Source organism: Microbacterium sp. 1154, assembly GCF_031455375.1.
In the GTDB taxonomy this organism is placed as follows: domain Bacteria; phylum Actinomycetota; class Actinomycetes; order Actinomycetales; family Microbacteriaceae; genus Microbacterium.
This window is the reverse complement of the sequence record NZ_JAVDSN010000001.1, coordinates 1,072,702-1,088,169: the sequence shown is the minus strand read 5'-3', so window position 1 is coordinate 1,088,169 and position 15,468 is coordinate 1,072,702. Positions and strand designations below refer to the sequence as shown.

The 15,468-nt window shown below is 69.8% G+C and carries 11 protein-coding genes; 3 read left to right on the top strand and 8 right to left on the bottom strand.

What is annotated here, in order from left to right:
• Positions 1-58: 58 nt before the first annotated feature.
• The 3 genes from J2X55_RS04970 to J2X55_RS04960 all read right to left on the bottom strand — a co-directional run bounded on the left by J2X55_RS04970 (position 59) and on the right by J2X55_RS04960 (position 2,377).
• Entirely contained in the window at positions 59-721 is a 663-nt protein-coding gene (locus tag J2X55_RS04970; RefSeq protein WP_115915927.1) for a spermidine/putrescine ABC transporter substrate-binding protein, read from the bottom strand.
• 67 nt (positions 722-788) lie between these two features.
• Positions 789-1,268, bottom strand: a complete 480-nt coding sequence (locus tag J2X55_RS04965) for a hypothetical protein (RefSeq protein WP_115915928.1) — start codon at positions 1,266-1,268, stop codon at positions 789-791.
• Between the two features lie 11 nt (positions 1,269-1,279).
• A complete protein-coding gene (locus J2X55_RS04960; RefSeq protein ID WP_309822161.1) occupies positions 1,280-2,377 on the bottom strand; it encodes an ABC transporter in 1,098 nt (365 codons plus the stop codon).
• A 119-nt stretch (positions 2,378-2,496) separates the two neighbouring features.
• Here J2X55_RS04960 and J2X55_RS04955 point away from each other — a divergent pair, with 119 nt between their 5' ends.
• Positions 2,497-3,084, top strand: a complete 588-nt coding sequence (locus tag J2X55_RS04955) for a hypothetical protein (protein ID WP_115915930.1) — start codon at positions 2,497-2,499, stop codon at positions 3,082-3,084.
• A gap of 21 nt (positions 3,085-3,105) precedes the next feature.
• Here the strand turns inward: J2X55_RS04955 and J2X55_RS04950 are convergent, their stop codons facing one another.
• The 5 genes from J2X55_RS04950 to J2X55_RS04930 form a co-directional block, all read right to left on the bottom strand.
• The gene (locus J2X55_RS04950) at positions 3,106-3,705 is read right to left on the bottom strand and encodes a hypothetical protein (protein ID WP_115915931.1); all 600 of its coding nucleotides are present in this window, start codon (positions 3,703-3,705) and stop codon (positions 3,106-3,108) included.
• Between the two features lie 183 nt (positions 3,706-3,888).
• Positions 3,889-7,764, bottom strand: coding sequence for a DNA-directed RNA polymerase subunit beta' (gene rpoC, locus J2X55_RS04945; RefSeq protein WP_115915932.1), 3,876 nt, complete (start codon positions 7,762-7,764; stop codon positions 3,889-3,891).
• A 56-nt stretch (positions 7,765-7,820) separates the two neighbouring features.
• Complete coding sequence (locus J2X55_RS04940; protein WP_210110721.1) at positions 7,821-11,318, bottom strand: DNA-directed RNA polymerase subunit beta; 3,498 nt, start codon at positions 11,316-11,318, stop codon at positions 7,821-7,823.
• Between the two features lie 272 nt (positions 11,319-11,590).
• A complete protein-coding gene (locus tag J2X55_RS04935; protein ID WP_309822155.1) occupies positions 11,591-13,183 on the bottom strand; it encodes an urea amidolyase family protein in 1,593 nt (530 codons plus the stop codon).
• On the bottom strand, positions 13,177-13,929 hold the full coding sequence (locus J2X55_RS04930; protein WP_309822153.1) for a 5-oxoprolinase subunit PxpA: 753 nt from the start codon (positions 13,927-13,929) through the stop codon (positions 13,177-13,179). The genes J2X55_RS04935 and J2X55_RS04930 overlap by 7 nt, the downstream gene beginning before the upstream one ends.
• Positions 13,930-13,970: 41 nt before the next feature.
• Here J2X55_RS04930 and J2X55_RS04925 point away from each other — a divergent pair, with 41 nt between their 5' ends.
• Positions 13,971-14,837, top strand: a complete 867-nt coding sequence (locus tag J2X55_RS04925) for a spermidine synthase (protein WP_115915935.1) — start codon at positions 13,971-13,973, stop codon at positions 14,835-14,837.
• Positions 14,838-14,931: 94 nt separating this feature from the next.
• Positions 14,932-15,459 (top strand): hypothetical protein, encoded by a 528-nt coding sequence (locus J2X55_RS04920; RefSeq protein ID WP_115917368.1) that lies wholly within the window; start codon positions 14,932-14,934, stop codon positions 15,457-15,459.
• Positions 15,460-15,468: the final 9 nt, after the last annotated feature.

The window sequence follows — 15,468 nt, the reverse complement described above, 5'->3', positions numbered from 1 at the left end:
ACAACCCGTTGATGCTAACAAAAGCGCAGCGTTCCGCCGTGCCCCTGTGAACAGAGCTTCAGGATGCCGGGGGCTCCACGTCGCGCGGATCGAACGGCGCATCGAGGGACCGGGTGAGGTCGTCGAGGAGCGCGGCGATCTGCGGCTCCACGAATTCGGCGACCGCCGCCTGGATCCGCAGACGGTGGTGAAGCAGGATCGTGCACACCTCACGGCCGATCATGTTGGCGTAGTCATCGGCGAGCCCGACCTCCTGCCGCAGGGCCGCCTTCGCGGCATCCGACAGAGGAGGAAGCGCGGGAAGCGCGGCGTCTTCTTCTGCGGCGAGGCCCGACAGCGTGAAGAGAAAGGGAGACCCGGGCTCGGGATCGGGGTCCAGGGGCATGCCGTCGAACTCGGGCTCGAGGCCCTCGGCGGGGCGGTACGAGCGCCGCCGGTTCCGCTCTGCCTGCTGGTCGAGCTCGGCCTGGAGCATGGGCAGGTTGCGCGAGGTGTACTCGGCGACCGCGTGGTCGACGATGGCCTTGACCCGCGTCGACAGACCGTGTTGCACGCCGTGCGGCACGTCCGACCCGAGACCCGCGGCCGACAGCACCGGCGACCCGAAGCAGCGGCGGCACGGCGCCACGCGTCCTCGGTGGTTCGCCGGCTCCCACCGGGGCAGCCAACGCAGCCAGGCGTCCACCGCCTGACCGACCTGGCTCTCGAGCGACCGCTCCACGCCCCTACGCTAGCCCGACACGCCCGAGAACACGCGGATGCGCACGGACCCGCGCGTCACACGCGCCTCAGAGGTCGTCGTCGTCCTCCCACCGCCAGCGCGGGCCGTTCGTCCGTGCCCGGACCAGCAGTACCCCGAACAGAGCCGCGAGCAGCGCGGCGAGGGCGACGACCGGTCCGGGGAACCCGAGGGCGACACGGCTCGCCGCGGCGAGACCGCGCGCCGGGTCCGCGCCGCTGACGAGGGCGCCGACGACGATGCCGAGCACTTCCCCCAGGTAGGCGGCGATCGAGCAGGGTACGGCGACGACATAGCCGGGCGGATCGGCGCGAAGACCCCACCACAGCGTCCCGGCGAAGGCGGCCAGAGCAAGGAGCTGACCGACGACACCGGGAATCGCCCCGAGACCACGGACGGGGATGACGTCGGCGTCGAGGATGAGGCTCACCACCCCGAGTCCACCGATCGAGAGGGCGATGAAGACGACGGAGGCGAAAACGGCAGCGACCGGCGGGGAAACCCCCGCCGGTCGCTGTTGGTCGCTCATGGACTCCCGGTTCAGCGCTGCGAGAGCTGAGGGCCGGCCTCCAGGGTGTGCTCGTACTCGCGCTGGGCCTCGGCGTTGATCTCGCTCACGCGTCGGCCACGGGCCGACACCCAGGAGCCGAACCAGATGGTGAGCTCACGGCCGAGGACGAACGCCACGATCGCGAGGGGGGCGAGGACGTTGTCCTGCAGCAGTTCGAACGACTGACGGGCGGTGATCATCCAGAACGGGGCGGCGAAGAGCACGCCCAGCAGGTGTCCGGCCCACGCCACGACACCGACGACGAGCCCCCAGACGACCCAGTGGCCCCAGCGTCCGCGGTTGATGAGCGCGCCCAGGAACCAGAAGCCGAGGTAGAAGGCCACGGTGGGAACCCAGAGCCCCCACGTCGTCAGGGCCGAGAGGGCCGCCTGGCCGAGGTCGGCGGACGCGATCCGGCCGGTGAGCAGCCCCAGCCCCAGGGTGGCGGCGAGGTAGAGCGCGGCGAAGACGAGGGCCGCGAGAAGGCCGATCGCGCCGGCCGCGCCGCGGTTGTTCCGCGGACGGGGGGCTTCGGGGGCCTGCACGAAGATCGGCTGCGCCCCGCCCACGACGCGGGTGGGTTCGTCACCGGCGGCAGTTGCGGCCGCCGCGGTGGCGCCGGCTCCGGCGGCCGCGGGGTAGACGGTGGTGTGCGCGTCGTCGGAGCGCGCGGTGCTGGCGCTGCCGTCGTGGCGGACATCGTCGTGCCGGACGTCGTCGTGCGCCGGCTCGGCGGACGCCGCGTACGCGGCCCACCGGGCGTCTTCGTCGTCGAGGTCGACCGATCCGGCGGACGCCGAGGAGTTCTGGGGCGCGACGGGGGATGCGTCGTGCACGACCGGAGCGGTGTGCTCGCTCCGGGGCGTCTGCGACGTCGCGGACGCGTGCTCGTGCGCCTCGCGCTCGTCCCAGGCCGCCTCGGCGGCGGCGGGGTCGACCGCGTCGCGACGAGCGGCCTCGGCGTCGGCGAGGCCCTCGTGGGCTCGGCCGACGACATCCTGCGCTTCGTCCTTCGGCTCGACGACGGGGTCGCCGTACGAGTCCTTCGGTTCAGCGACGGGGTCGCCGTACGACTTGTTGTCGCTCATGGGGTCTCCTCACGCGGTGCTAGCGGCGCAAGGCTAACCCGGGTATCGCGCGCCGGCGCGCAGGCGTGCCGTCGGATGTCCTTCTCGACCGTGTCGGCGGGGCGGCTTAGGGTGTTCCCATGCTCCGTCGTCTGCTCCGCCCGGCCGTCGCAACGGCGTTCGTCGGCGCCGCACTCCTCACCCTGACGGCGTGCGCCCCCGAGGCCGACGACGCCGCACCCGCTCCCTCGGCGCCCGCGGTGTCCGAGAGTCCCACGCCGATCCCCACGATCACCCAGACCGCCCCCGCGGTCCGCATCCCCGCCGACTGTCGCGCCATGCTCTCCACCGACGTCCTGTCGCAGCTGGGCACCACACCGCTGAACGACCCCGCACTCGGGGCGTCGGGTGTGCAGTCCGACGGGTCGCTCATCTGCATCTGGCGCGACCCCGCCGCCGACACGACCGGACTCGTCACCCACATCTCGCGCATGGACCGCGGCCCCGCCCTCGACATGCTCAACGGCCTGGTCGACACCCAGGGCTTCAGTTGCTACACCCCCGACGCCGGCACCCGGTGCGAGAAGACCTGGATCAACCCGACCTACCCCGTCAACGACGGACGCACGCTCTACTGGCGTGACGGCGTGCTCATCGACACGCAGTACTCAAACCTCGCCCCCACGGGTTACACCGGGAGCATCATCGCCTCCGTGTTCGGCGGCTGAGCGCGCGTCGTTCCGGCTGCCTCACTCGCCGAAGAAGGCGTGGGATGCCACGATCGCGGCGTAACCGTCCGGCATCCATCCTGAGAGCGTCGAGGACACCCACCGGTCCGCACGGAGGTCGTGGACCTCGAGGAGGTCGCCGGCCGCTCGTTCGCAGTGCGTCGTGTCGTCGACGGCGGAGCACGCGAAGCCCTGCGCCGTGAGCGTGGTGACGACCGCCGCGGCACCCTCGGGCGTGACGGTCGAGACGGTCGTCTCGATGGATCGCCCCGCCTCCCCGCGCCAGTGGCAGGTGACGACGACCGCGGGGCTCGCCGCCGCAACAGCCTCGGGCGTCGAAGCGGGGGCCGTGTGCCGCTGCGAGAGCAGCGCCTGCGGCGACCACACCAGCGACGACCAGAGCGGCTGGGAGTACAGGTGCCGGCAATCCGAGGCCGGTGCGGGAGGCGTCGTCTCGGTCACGACGTGCCGGCCGGTCGCCGCTCGCAGCGTGTCGCCGACGAAGCCCACCGCCAACGGCACCCCGGGGGCGGCGATGACCGCCATCGCCGCGACGGCGGCCGCGCACAACAGGCCCGCCGGCCAAGCCAGCCACAGACTGCGTCCCCCGATGCGGGCCATGCGTTCCTCCACGACAACGGTAGGCGCAGAGGTGCCGCCGACCCGTCACCCGACACGCCGCGAGCACGACGAAGGCCCCCGGCGCGAGCCGGGGGCCTTCGGGGATCAGGATGCCGCGCCGAGGCATGGCATCCGTCGTCGATCGATGCGGGAGGGCGGGTGACCCGCTCTCCCGCACCTCGATCAGTTGTAGGTACCGGGCGTGAAGTCGTCCGTCGAGAAGCTGTCGAAGTCGACGTAGCTCAGGTCGGCGTCGCTGTACGCGCCGTCCGAGGCGAAGATGCGGTTGGGGTACCGCTCGCTCTTGGCCTCTTCCGTCGCCTCGACCGTGACGTTGCGGTACTTCGCAAGTCCGGTTCCGGCGGGGATGAGCTTTCCGATGATGACGTTCTCCTTGAGGCCGACGAGCGGGTCGCTCTTGCCCTCCATGGCCGCCTGCGTCAGGACGCGGGTGGTCTCCTGGAACGACGCGGCCGAGAGCCACGACTCCGTCGCGAGCGACGCCTTCGTGATACCCATCAGCTCGGGACGACCCGACGCGGGACGCTTGCCCTCGCCGACCGCCTCGCGGTTGATGGCCTGGTAGCGCTTGAAGTCCACCAGCTCACCCGGGAGCAGATCGGTGTCGGCGTGGTCGACGACGGTGACCTTGCGGAGCATCTGTCGGACGATGACCTCGATGTGCTTGTCGTGGATCGGCACACCCTGCGAGCGGTACACGCCCTGGACGCCGTTGACGAGGTATTTCTGCACCTCGCGGGCACCCTGCACGCGCATGACCTCCTTGGGGTCCAGCGTTCCGACGAGGATCGGCTGACCGACCACGACGTGCTGCCCGTCCTCGACCAGGAGCGTCGCACGCTTCAGGACGGGGTAGACCACCGGCTCGTCGCCGTTGTCGGGCGTGAGGATGACCTTCTTGGCCTTGTCGGTCTCGTCGATCGTGATGCGACCATCGGCCTCGGCGATCGGCGACGCACCCTTGGGGGTACGGGCCTCGAAGAGCTCCTGCACGCGGGGAAGACCCTGCGTGATGTCGTCTGCCGAGGCGGAACCACCGGTGTGGAAGGTACGCATCGTCAGCTGGGTACCGGGCTCACCGATCGACTGGGCCGCGATGATGCCGACGGCCTCGCCGATGTCGACGATCTTGCCCGTGGCGAGCGAACGGCCGTAGCACTTCGCGCACACACCCACAGCCGAGTCGCAGGTCAGGACGGAGCGGACCTTGATGGTCTCGACGCCGCCCTCGACCAGCTTGTCGATCAGCACGTCGCCCACGTCGTCGCCGGCCTCGGCCAGCACGGTGCCCTGCGCGTCGACGACCGCCGTGGCGAGCGTACGAGCGAACACCGAGTTCTCGACGTTGGCGTCCTTGACCAGCGAACCGGTCGAGTCGGCCGCGGCGATCGGGAGCTCGAGGCCCTTCGACGTGCCGCAGTCCTCCTCGCGGATGATGACATCCTGCGAGACGTCGACGAGACGACGCGTCAGGTACCCCGAGTCGGCCGTACGGAGGGCCGTGTCGGCCAGACCCTTACGGGCACCGTGCGTCGCGATGAAGTACTCGGCGACCGACAGACCCTCGCGGTACGAGGAGATGATCGGACGCGGGATGATCTCACCCTTGGGGTTGTTCACCAGGCCTCGCATACCCGCGATGTTGCGGATCTGCAGCCAGTTACCACGGGCGCCCGACGAGACCATGCGGTTGATGGTGTTGTCGGCGGGGAAGTTGTCCCGCATCGCCTTCTGGACCTCGTCGGTGGCCTCGGTCCAGATCTTGATGAGCTCCTGACGACGCTCGGCGTCGGTGGTGAGACCCTTCTCGTACTGGCCCTGGACCTTCGCGGCCTGCTTCTCGTAGCCGGCGACGATCTCCGCCTTGTTGGGCGGGGTGAGGATGTCGCTCAGCGCGACGGTGACACCCGAACGCGTGGCCCAGTAGAAACCGGCGTCCTTGATCCGGTCGAGCGATGCCGCGACCTCGACCTTGGGGTACTCCTCGGCCAGCTTGTTGACGATCTGCGACAGCTTGCCCTTGTCGGCCTGCTCGCGGACGAACGGGTAGCCCTTGGGGAGCGTGTCGTTGAAGATCGCCTGACCGAGCGAGGCGTCGACGAGACCGTGCTTGTCGTAGCCCTCGGGCGCCTGGCCCTCGAGGAACGTCAGGCCGGGGATGCGGATGCGCGCCTTGGCCTGCAGGTCGAGGGTGCCCTCGTCCTTGGCCAGGATCGCCTCGCCCACGGAACCGAACGCACGGCCCTCGCCCACGGCACCCTCCTTGAGGGTGGTGAGGTGGTGGAGACCGATGATCATGTCCTGCGAGGGCAGGGTGACCGGGCGGCCGTCCGACGGCTTGAGGATGTTGTTCGAGGCGAGCATGAGCACGCGCGCCTCGGCCTGAGCCTCGACCGACAGGGGCAGGTGGACAGCCATCTGGTCACCGTCGAAGTCGGCGTTGAACGCCGCGCACACGAGCGGGTGCAGCTGGATGGCCTTGCCCTCGACGAGCTGGGGCTCGAACGCCTGGATGCCGAGACGGTGCAGGGTGGGTGCACGGTTCAGCAGCACGGGGCGCTCGCGGATGATCTCCTCGAGCACGTCCCAGACCTCGGGACGGTAGCGCTCGACGGCGCGCTTGGCGGCCTTGATGTTCTGCGAGTGACCGAGGTCGATCAGGCGCTTGATCACGAACGGCTTGAACAGCTCGAGAGCCATCTGCTTGGGCAGACCGCACTGGTGGAGCTTGAGCTGGGGTCCGACGATGATGACGGAACGGCCCGAGTAGTCCACGCGCTTTCCGAGCAGGTTCTGGCGGAAGCGACCCTGCTTTCCCTTGAGCATGTCGCTCAGGGACTTCAGGGCGCGGTTGCCGGTACCGGTGACGGGGCGACCACGGCGGCCGTTGTCGAACAGCGCGTCGACGGCCTCCTGCAGCATGCGCTTCTCGTTGTTGACGATGATCTCGGGGGCACCGAGGTCGATCAGGCGACGGAGGCGGTTGTTGCGGTTGATCACGCGACGGTACAGGTCGTTCAGGTCGGAGGTCGCGAAGCGGCCACCGTCGAGCTGGACCATGGGACGAAGCTCCGGCGGGATCACCGGGACGACGTCGAGCACCATCGAGGCGGGGCTCATGCCGGTCTGCAGGAACGAGTTGACGACCTTCAGGCGCTTGATCGCGCGGATCTTGCGCTGACCCTTGCCCTCGGAGATCTGCAGGTGGAGGCTGTCGGCCTCGGCCTGCAGGTCGAAGGCCTCGAGACGACGCTTGATCGACTCGGCACCCATGTGGGCCTCGAAGTACTGACCGAAGCGGTCCTGGAGCTCGTGGAACACGTCGTCCTCGGGCTTCAGGGCGCCGACCTCGAGCGTGCGGAAGTCTTCCCACACGCGCTCGAGCTTGGCGATCTGCTCGTCGGCGTTCTTGCGCGCCGACGTCATCTCCTTCTCGGCGGCGTCCTTGACCTTCTTCTTCTGGTCGGCCTTGGCGCCCTCCGCCTCGAGGGCGGCGAGCTCCTCCTCGAGCTTGGCGAGGCGAGCGGCGATGCGGGCATCGCGACGGTCGCCGAGCGTCTTCAGCTCGAGACGGATGTTGTTCTCCTGCGTGGCCAGGTCGCGGTGACGAGCATCCTCGTCGACCGAGATGACCATGTAGGCGGCGAAGTAGATGACCTTCTCGAGGTCCTTCGGCGCCATGTCGAGCAGGTAGCCGAGGCGCGAGGGCACGCCCTTGAAGTACCAGATGTGCGTGACGGGCGCGGCGAGCTCGATGTGGCCCATGCGCTCGCGACGGACCGAGGACTTGGTGACCTCGACGCCGCAGCGCTCGCAGACGATGCCCTTGAAGCGCACGCGCTTGTACTTGCCGCAGGCGCACTCCCAGTCGCGGGAGGGTCCGAAGATCTGCTCGCCGAAGAGGCCGTCCTTCTCGGGCTTCAGCGTGCGGTAGTTGATCGTCTCGGGCTTCTTGACCTCACCGAAGGACCAACGACGGATGTCGTCGGCGGTGGCCAGACCGATACGGATCTGATCGAAAGTGGTTGATTCGAGCACTGGTTCTCCTGTGTCGGAATTCTCTGAAATCTGAGCTGGGTCGCTGAGCTGGAAGCTCAGATCTCGTCGATCGACGAGGACTCGAAGCGGCTGGAGATGTTGATGCCGAGTTCTTCCGCGGCGCGGAAGGCGTCGTCATCCGTGTCGCGGAGGTTGACCGCGGTGCCGTCGGCCGAGAGGACCTCGACGTTCAGGCAGAGCGACTGCATCTCCTTCATGAGCACCTTGAACGACTCGGGGATGCCGGGCTCCTGGATGTTCTCGCCCTTGACGATGGCCTCGTACACCTTGACGCGACCGAGGATGTCGTCGGACTTGATCGTGAGGAGCTCCTGCAGCGCGTACGCGGCACCGTAGGCCTCGAGCGCCCACACCTCCATCTCACCGAAGCGCTGACCACCGAACTGCGCCTTACCACCGAGCGGCTGCTGGGTGATCATCGAGTAGGGACCCGTCGAACGCGCGTGGATCTTGTCGTCGACGAGGTGGTGCAGCTTCAGGATGTACATGTAGCCGACCGAGATGGGCGCCGGGAACGGCTCGCCGGAGCGACCGTCGAACAGCAGCGTCTTACCCGTGGAGTCGACCAGACGGTCGCCGTCGCGGTTCGGGATCGTCGAGTCGAGCAGACCCGCGATCTCGGCCTCGAACGCACCGTCGAACACCGGGGTGGCGACCTTCGTGCCGGGGGCGGCCTCGCGGGCGACCTCGGGAAGGTTGGCCGCCCACTCGGGGGTGCCCTCGACCTTCCATCCCTGCTGAGCGATCCAGCCGAGGTGGAGCTCCAGGACCTGACCGAAGTTCATTCGACCGGGGATGCCGAGCGGGTTCAGGATGATGTCGACCGGCGTGCCGTCGGCGAGGAAGGGCATGTCCTCGATCGGGAGGATCTTGGCGATGACACCCTTGTTGCCGTGGCGGCCGGCGAGCTTGTCACCCTCGGTGATCTTGCGCTTCTGGGCGATGTAGACCACGACGCGACGGTTGACGCCCGAGCCGAGCTCGTCGTCGCCGTCCTCGGCGTTGAACTCCTTGACGGCGATGATCGTGCCCTGCTCGCCGTGGGGAACCTTCAGGGAGGTGTCACGGACTTCGCGGCTCTTCTCGTTGAAGATCGCGCGCAGCAGGCGCTCCTCGGCACTCAGCTCGGTCTCGCCCTTGGGCGTGACCTTGCCGACGAGGATGTCGCCGGGACGAACCTCGGCACCGATGCGGATGATGCCGCGGTCGTCGAGGTCCTTCAGCAGGTCGGGGCTGACGTTGGGGAGGTCACGGGTGATCTCCTCCTTGCCGAGCTTCGTGTCGCGCGCGTCGACCTCGTACTCCTCGATGTGGATCGACGACAGCGTGTCGTCCTTCACGAGGTCCTGGCTGAGGATGATCGCGTCCTCGAAGTTGTGGCCTTCCCAGGTCATGAACGCCACGAGGAGGTTCTTGCCGAGGGCGAGCTCGCCGTTCTCGGTCGCGGGACCGTCGGCGATGACCTCGCCGGCCTCGATGCGCTCACCGGCCGAGACGACCACGCGCTGGTTGTACGAGGTGCCCTGGTTCGAGCGGTCGAACTTGCGCAGGAAGTAGTCCTGCGTGCCGCCCTCGTCGAGCTGGATCGTCACGACGTCGGCCGAGACCTCCAGGACGACACCGGACTTCTCGGCGGTGACGACGTCACCGGCGTCGATGGCCGCGAAGCCCTCCATACCGGTACCGACGACGGGCGACTCGCTGCGGACGAGCGGGACGGCCTGACGCTGCATGTTCGCACCCATGAGGGCGCGGTTGGCGTCGTCGTGCTCGAGGAACGGGATGAGCGAGGTCGCCACCGACACCATCTGGCGCGGCGAGACGTCCATGTAGCCGATCTCGTCGTTCGGGAACAGGTCGACCTCGCCACCCTGACCACGGCGGGCCAGGATGCGGTCCTCCACGAAGTGGCCGTCGGCCTGGAGGGCGACACCGGCCTGAGCGACGATGTGGTCGCTCTCTTCGCTGGCGGTGAGGTAGTCGATCTGGTCGGTCACGCGGCCGTCGACGACGCGACGGTACGGGGTCTCGATGAAGCCGAACGCGTTGATGCGCGCGAACGAGGCGAGCGAACCGATCAGGCCGATGTTCGGGCCTTCCGGCGTCTCGATCGGGCACATGCGGCCGTAGTGCGAGGGGTGGACGTCACGGACCTCGACGCCGGCACGCTCACGAGACAGACCGCCGGGGCCCAGAGCCGACAGGCGGCGCTTGTGGGTCAGACCCGCGAGTGGGTTGTTCTGGTCCATGAACTGCGACAGCTGCGAGGTTCCGAAGAACTCCTTGATCGCGGCGACGACGGGGCGCACGTTGATCAGGGTCTGCGGCGTGATGGCCTCGATGTCCTGCGTGGTCATGCGCTCGCGGACGACGCGCTCCATGCGGGAGAGACCCGTGCGGACCTGGTTCTGGATGAGCTCGCCGACGGCGCGGATGCGACGGTTGCCGAAGTTGTCGATGTCGTCGGTGTCGAGACGGATCTCGGCGGCCTGGCCGCCGCGGACGCCGTCGAAGGTGACGTCGCCGCGGTGCAGGCGGACGAGGTACTTGATCGTGGCGACGATGTCGTCGACGGTCAGCACCGAGTCGCTCAGCGGCTTGTCGAGACCGAGCTTCTGGTTGATCTTGTAGCGACCCACCTTGGCGAGGTCGTAGCGCTTGGCGTTGAAGTAGAAGTTGTCGAGCAGCGCGCGGGCGGCCTCGGCGGCGACCTGCTCACCCGGACGGAGCTTGCGGTAGATGTCGCGGAGGGCGTCTTCCTTCGTGAGGATCGTGTCCTTGGACAGCGTCTCTTCGATGGAGTCGAAGCCGGAGAACTCGGCGAGGATGTCCTCGCTGGTCAGGCCGAGGGCCTTGAGGAAGACGGTGACCGACTGCTTGCGCTTGCGGTCGATGCGCACGCCGACCTGGTCGCGCTTGTCGATCTCGAACTCGAGCCAGGCACCGCGCGAGGGGATGACGCGCGCCGACACGATGTCCTTGTCGGAGGTCTTGTCGGGCGTCTTGTCGAAGTAGACACCGGGCGAACGCACGAGCTGCGACACCACGACACGCTCGGTGCCGTTGATGATGAACGTGCCCTTGTTGGTCTGGAGCGGGAAGTCGCCCATGAAGACCGTCTGGGTCTTGATCTCACCGGTCTGGTGGTTCATGAACTCGGCCTCGACGTACAGCGGGGCGGCGTAGGTCTTGCCGCGCTCCTTGCACTCTTCGATCGAGTACTTCTCGGGCTCGAGGTAGGGGTTGGTGAACGAGAGCTGCATGGTCTCGCTCAGGTCCTCGATCGGCGAGATCTCCTCGAAGATCTCCTCGAGTCCGCTGATCTCGGGGACGTCGGTGCGACCGGCGGCCTGAGCCTCGGCGACGCGCGCCTTCCATGCGTCGTTACCGACGAGCCAGTCGAACGACTCGGTCTGCAGCGCGAGCAGATCGGGAACGGTCAGCTTGTCGGAGATCTTCGCGAACGAGAGGCGAGATGCGCCGCGTCCGCTCTTCGGGGTGGTGGTGGTGGATGCGTTGCTCGCAGCAGCCAAGGGAATAACCTCCAGAAGCCCGGGCGAGGGGCTCGTGATTCCTTGTCGTCAGGTGGAGTGCGTTCCTGCCCCGATAACCTGCACGTCGCACACCGCGGTGAAGCGGGGACGGACAGGCTCAGCCGACCACCATATGAGGGCAGGGGGAATCGAGGAGCGCAAAGTCCAAGCATACGCGGGAGGACTCGCCGTGTCCAGTCCAATTCTTGACGCGTTCTCGGACCTGCGGTATAACCGCGTGCGCTCGTCCGAAATTCCCCGCGGTGTCTCCGTCAGGCGCGCCGGAAGCGCACCCTGTCTCCCGGACGCGCCTGTGCGAGCGCCGAGGTGCCGGCCTCCGTCGCCACCGCGATCACCGGGTAGCCGCCGGTGACGGGCCCGTCGGCGAGCAGCACGACCGGCCGCCCGTGCGGGGGTACCTGAAGCGCTCCGGGCGTCATCCCCTCGCTCGGCAGTTCCCCGGGGCGTATCCGTTCGAGGACGGGGCCGTCGAGACGGACGCCGACGCGGTCGAGGTCGGCCGAGACGGTCCAGGGCTCGGCGAGGAGCGTCGCCAGGGCGCGCGGGGCGAACCAGTCGGCGCGCGGGCCCTCGGCGAGAGCGACGTCGATCGTCGAGGGCGGAACGCTCCAGGGGAAGACGTCGACGGGGGGAATCGCGGATGCCGGCACCCCGGCCCGGACGAGGTCGCCGGCGCGCAGCGGGGCGGGGCCGAGACCCGCGAGCGAGTCGTGAGCGCGCGAGCCCATCACCGCGGCACCCTCGACACCGCCGCGGACGGCCAGGTACGTGCGGAGCCCCACCCGGGCGACCCCGATGGACAGCTCGCTGCCGGCGGGGACGAGGAGGGGCCTATAGAGATCGACGGCCCTTCGACCCACCCGCACCTCGACGAGCGCCCCGGTGACGCACACCCACGTGTCCGTCTCGGCGCGGGCGCGGAAGCCGCCGAGCAGGATCTCGAGGCCCGCCGCCCCGTCGTCGTTGCCGACCAGCCGGTTCGCGGTGCGCAGCGCGCCGCCGTCGAGCGCTCCCGATCGGGCGACCCCGAGGGCGGCGCGGTGCGGGCGGCCCCGGTCTTGAACGGTGGTCGTGGCGCCCGCGTCGAGGATGCGCAGCGCGGGACGCCCGTCGTCACGGGCGGGGGTTCCCGGCATGGGCGAGGAGTCGGCGGCATCCCGCGTCGCGTTCCGGGGAGCGGACGGCCCGATCGGCACCTCGACCCGCGGTCGCTCGGGGACGAACCGCACGCGGGCTCGAGGGGGCAGAAGCGCCGGGTGGGCGGCATCCGGATCGAAGAGGACCGCATCGGTCGAGGCGATCACGCGCCAGCCGCCCGGGGTCTCGCGGGGATACGCGCCCGTGAAGCCGGCGGCGAGCCCGACCGCGCCCGCGGGGACGCGCGTACGCGGCTGGTCGAGTCGGGGCACGTCGAAGGTCCAGTGCTCGCTCACGAGGTAGGCGAATCCCGGGGAGAAGCCGGTGAAGGCGACCGCCCATTCCGCAGCCGCGTGACGCGCGACGAGGTCGGAGACCGGGATGCCGAGGAGCGCGGCGGTGTCGTCGAGATCGGCGCCGTCGTAGCGGACGGGAACCTCCACGAGAGGTCCGGGTCGCGGGTCGGCGGCGGGGGCCTCCGCGACCGTGCGTATCCACGCGCGAACCGCCGGCGCGGCGATCCGCGCGGGGTCGAAGCCGACGAGCACGGTCCGCGCCGCGGGCACGAGATCGTCGATCCCGGCGGGCGGGTTCGCGGCGAGCGCCGCGTGCAGGCGGACCACGCCGTCGAGGTCGGCGACCTCGGCGAGCACCGCCCGCTCCCCCATCGGTCGCAGGACGATCGCCGCGTCGGGCGGCGTCACCACGGGGCGCGCACCTCGATGCCGGCTCCGTCGAGGCTCGCGCGCACCGCGCGGGCCATTGCAACGGCCGCCGGGGTGTCCCCGTGCAGACACAGGGAGGCGGCGTCGACGGCCACGTGCGCTCCCTCGACGGTGTCGACCTCGCCGTCGCGGACGAGCCGCAGCGCGCGGTCGGCCACGGCGCCGGGGTCGTGGACGAGGTCGCCCGGTTCGCCGCGCGGCACGAGGCCCCCCTGCGGGGTGTACCCGCGGTCGAGGAAGGCCTCGCGCACGAAGGGAAGACCCGCGGATGCCGCGGCCTCGACGATCGCGCCCGAGAGCCCGAGAATCGGCAGAGCGCGTCCGAGCCGGTCCGACTGGTCCGCCACCGCCGCCGCGACCGCCTCGGCCTGGCGGGGGTTCGCGGTGACAGCGTGGTAGAGCGCTCCGTGCGGCTTGACGTAGCGCAAGTCGGCACCGGCCGCGACGAGAGCGGACAGCTGCGCCGTCACGCTCGCGCGGAGTTCGGCGGGCTCGGGCGAGCGGGCGACGCGACCGAAGTTCTCGCGGTCGGCGTACGAGGGGTGCGCGCCGACGGCCACCCCGTAGCGCGCCGCCCTCTCGACCGAGGCGCGCATCGACGCGGCATCCCCCGCGTGCCCGCCGCAGGCGACGTTGGCGCTCGAGATCACCGCGAACATCGCATCGTCGTCGGCCGTCGGCATCCCGTCGACGGTCTCGCCCAGATCGGCGTTCAGATCCACCCGCATGCGGCCACGGTACCGCCGCCCGGAGGGCCTAGCGTGGGTGCATGGCCCGCATGCGCATCGAACCCGACGACGCCCCGACCGCGCGGTTGTCGGACGGCTCCCTTGCGCGCGTCTCGCCCTCGGGGTTCGTCTCGGGGTGGGAGCTGGTGGTCGACGGCACACCCCAGTCGCACGTCGACCTCGACGATCCGACGCACCTGCACTTCGAGTACGTGGCGCGCATGGGCGCCGTGATCGATCGACTCCGGATGCCGGGACAGCCCCTCACCGCGGTCCACCTCGGTGCGGGCGCTCTGACTCTGCCGCGCTACGTCGAGGCGACCCGGCCGGGCTCGCGCCAGCAGGTGATCGAGCTCGAACCTGCGCTGTGGGATCTCGTGCGCGAGAACCTGCCGCTGCCGCGCGGCGCCTCGGTGCGCGTCCGCATCGGCGACGCACGGGCGGGTCTGTCGAAGCTGCCGGCGGGCCTCACCGGCGCGGTCGACCTGCTCGTGAGCGACGTGTACTCCGGTGCGCAGACCCCCGCCCACCTGACCACCGTGGAGTTCTACCGCGAGGCGGCGGCGCTGCTCGCGGCGGACGGGGTGCTGCTGGTGAACGTGTCCGACGGCCCCGGCCTCGCCTTCGCCCGCCGGCAGGTCGCCACCATCCGCGACGTCCTGCCCGAGGTCATCGTCCTGGCCGAGGTGCAGGTGTTGAAGGGGCGCCGTTTCGGCAACCTCGTCGTCGCCGCCTCGGACGCCCCGCTGCCGGTGGAGTGGCTCCCGCGCCTGATGGCGGCCGGGCCGCACCCCGCCAAAGTCGCCCAGGGCGCCGAGATCGAGGAGTTCATGCGCGGGTCGCGGGCGGCCACCGACGCCGATGCGACCGCGTCGCCGAAGCCCTCGGCATCCCTCTTCGAGAGATGAATCCGGCGTCTTCGCTCCCCGACCGCGTGGCGCTGCGGCGCTCGACGCCCGGGCGGCGCAGACTGGAAGTCCTGCCGGAACGAGAGGAGCGATGGTGAGCTACATCCACGGGTACGACCCCGACACCTTGCGCGAGGTCACCGACTCCCGCGAGTGCGCGGAGCGGCTCGACGAGATCGGCTCCCAGCGCAGCCTCCACGCCCTGCTCGAGCGGGTCTGGCTCCTCAAGGTGCTCGACCGGTTCGACGAGGCGCTCGCCATCTCGGAGCAGTCGGTGCGCGTCGCCCGCATGGCCGGCACCCGTCGCGACCTGCTGCGCGCGCGCATCCTGCACGCCACGATCATGCAGTGCCGCGGAGCGTACGCCGCCGCCGAGCAGGAACTCACCATGTGCGCCGAAGAGGCCGAGGGCCAGGGGTGGGCGAGCATCGCCGCCTTCGCCCTGCAGCACCGCGGCAAGGTCCACTACGACGAGGGCGACTTCGACGCCGCACGCCGCGACTTCAAGCAGGCGCTGTTCCTGCGCCAGAACGCCGGCGCCACCGACGCACAGCTCGAGTCGACCCTGCTCGCGATCGACGCCGCGGAGCGTCGGCGCACGCGCGAGGTCGTCGCGAGCTGAGTGTCGTAG

Bases quoted from the DNA above. Each gene is read 5' to 3' on its own strand.
- J2X55_RS04965 (WP_115915928.1), bottom strand. From the start codon at position 1,268: ATGAGCGACCAACAGCGACCGGCGGGGGTTTCCCCGCCGGTCGCTGCC.
- J2X55_RS04960 (WP_309822161.1), bottom strand. From the start codon at position 2,377: ATGAGCGACAACAAGTCGTACGGCGACCCCGTCGCTGAACCGAAGGAC.
- J2X55_RS04955 (WP_115915930.1), top strand. From the start codon at position 2,497: ATGCTCCGTCGTCTGCTCCGCCCGGCCGTCGCAACGGCGTTCGTCGGC.
- J2X55_RS04950 (WP_115915931.1), bottom strand. From the start codon at position 3,705: ATGGCCCGCATCGGGGGACGCAGTCTGTGGCTGGCTTGGCCGGCGGGC.
- J2X55_RS04930 (WP_309822153.1), bottom strand. From the start codon at position 13,929: ATGCGGGTGGATCTGAACGCCGATCTGGGCGAGACCGTCGACGGGATG.
- J2X55_RS04925 (WP_115915935.1), top strand. From the start codon at position 13,971: ATGGCCCGCATGCGCATCGAACCCGACGACGCCCCGACCGCGCGGTTG.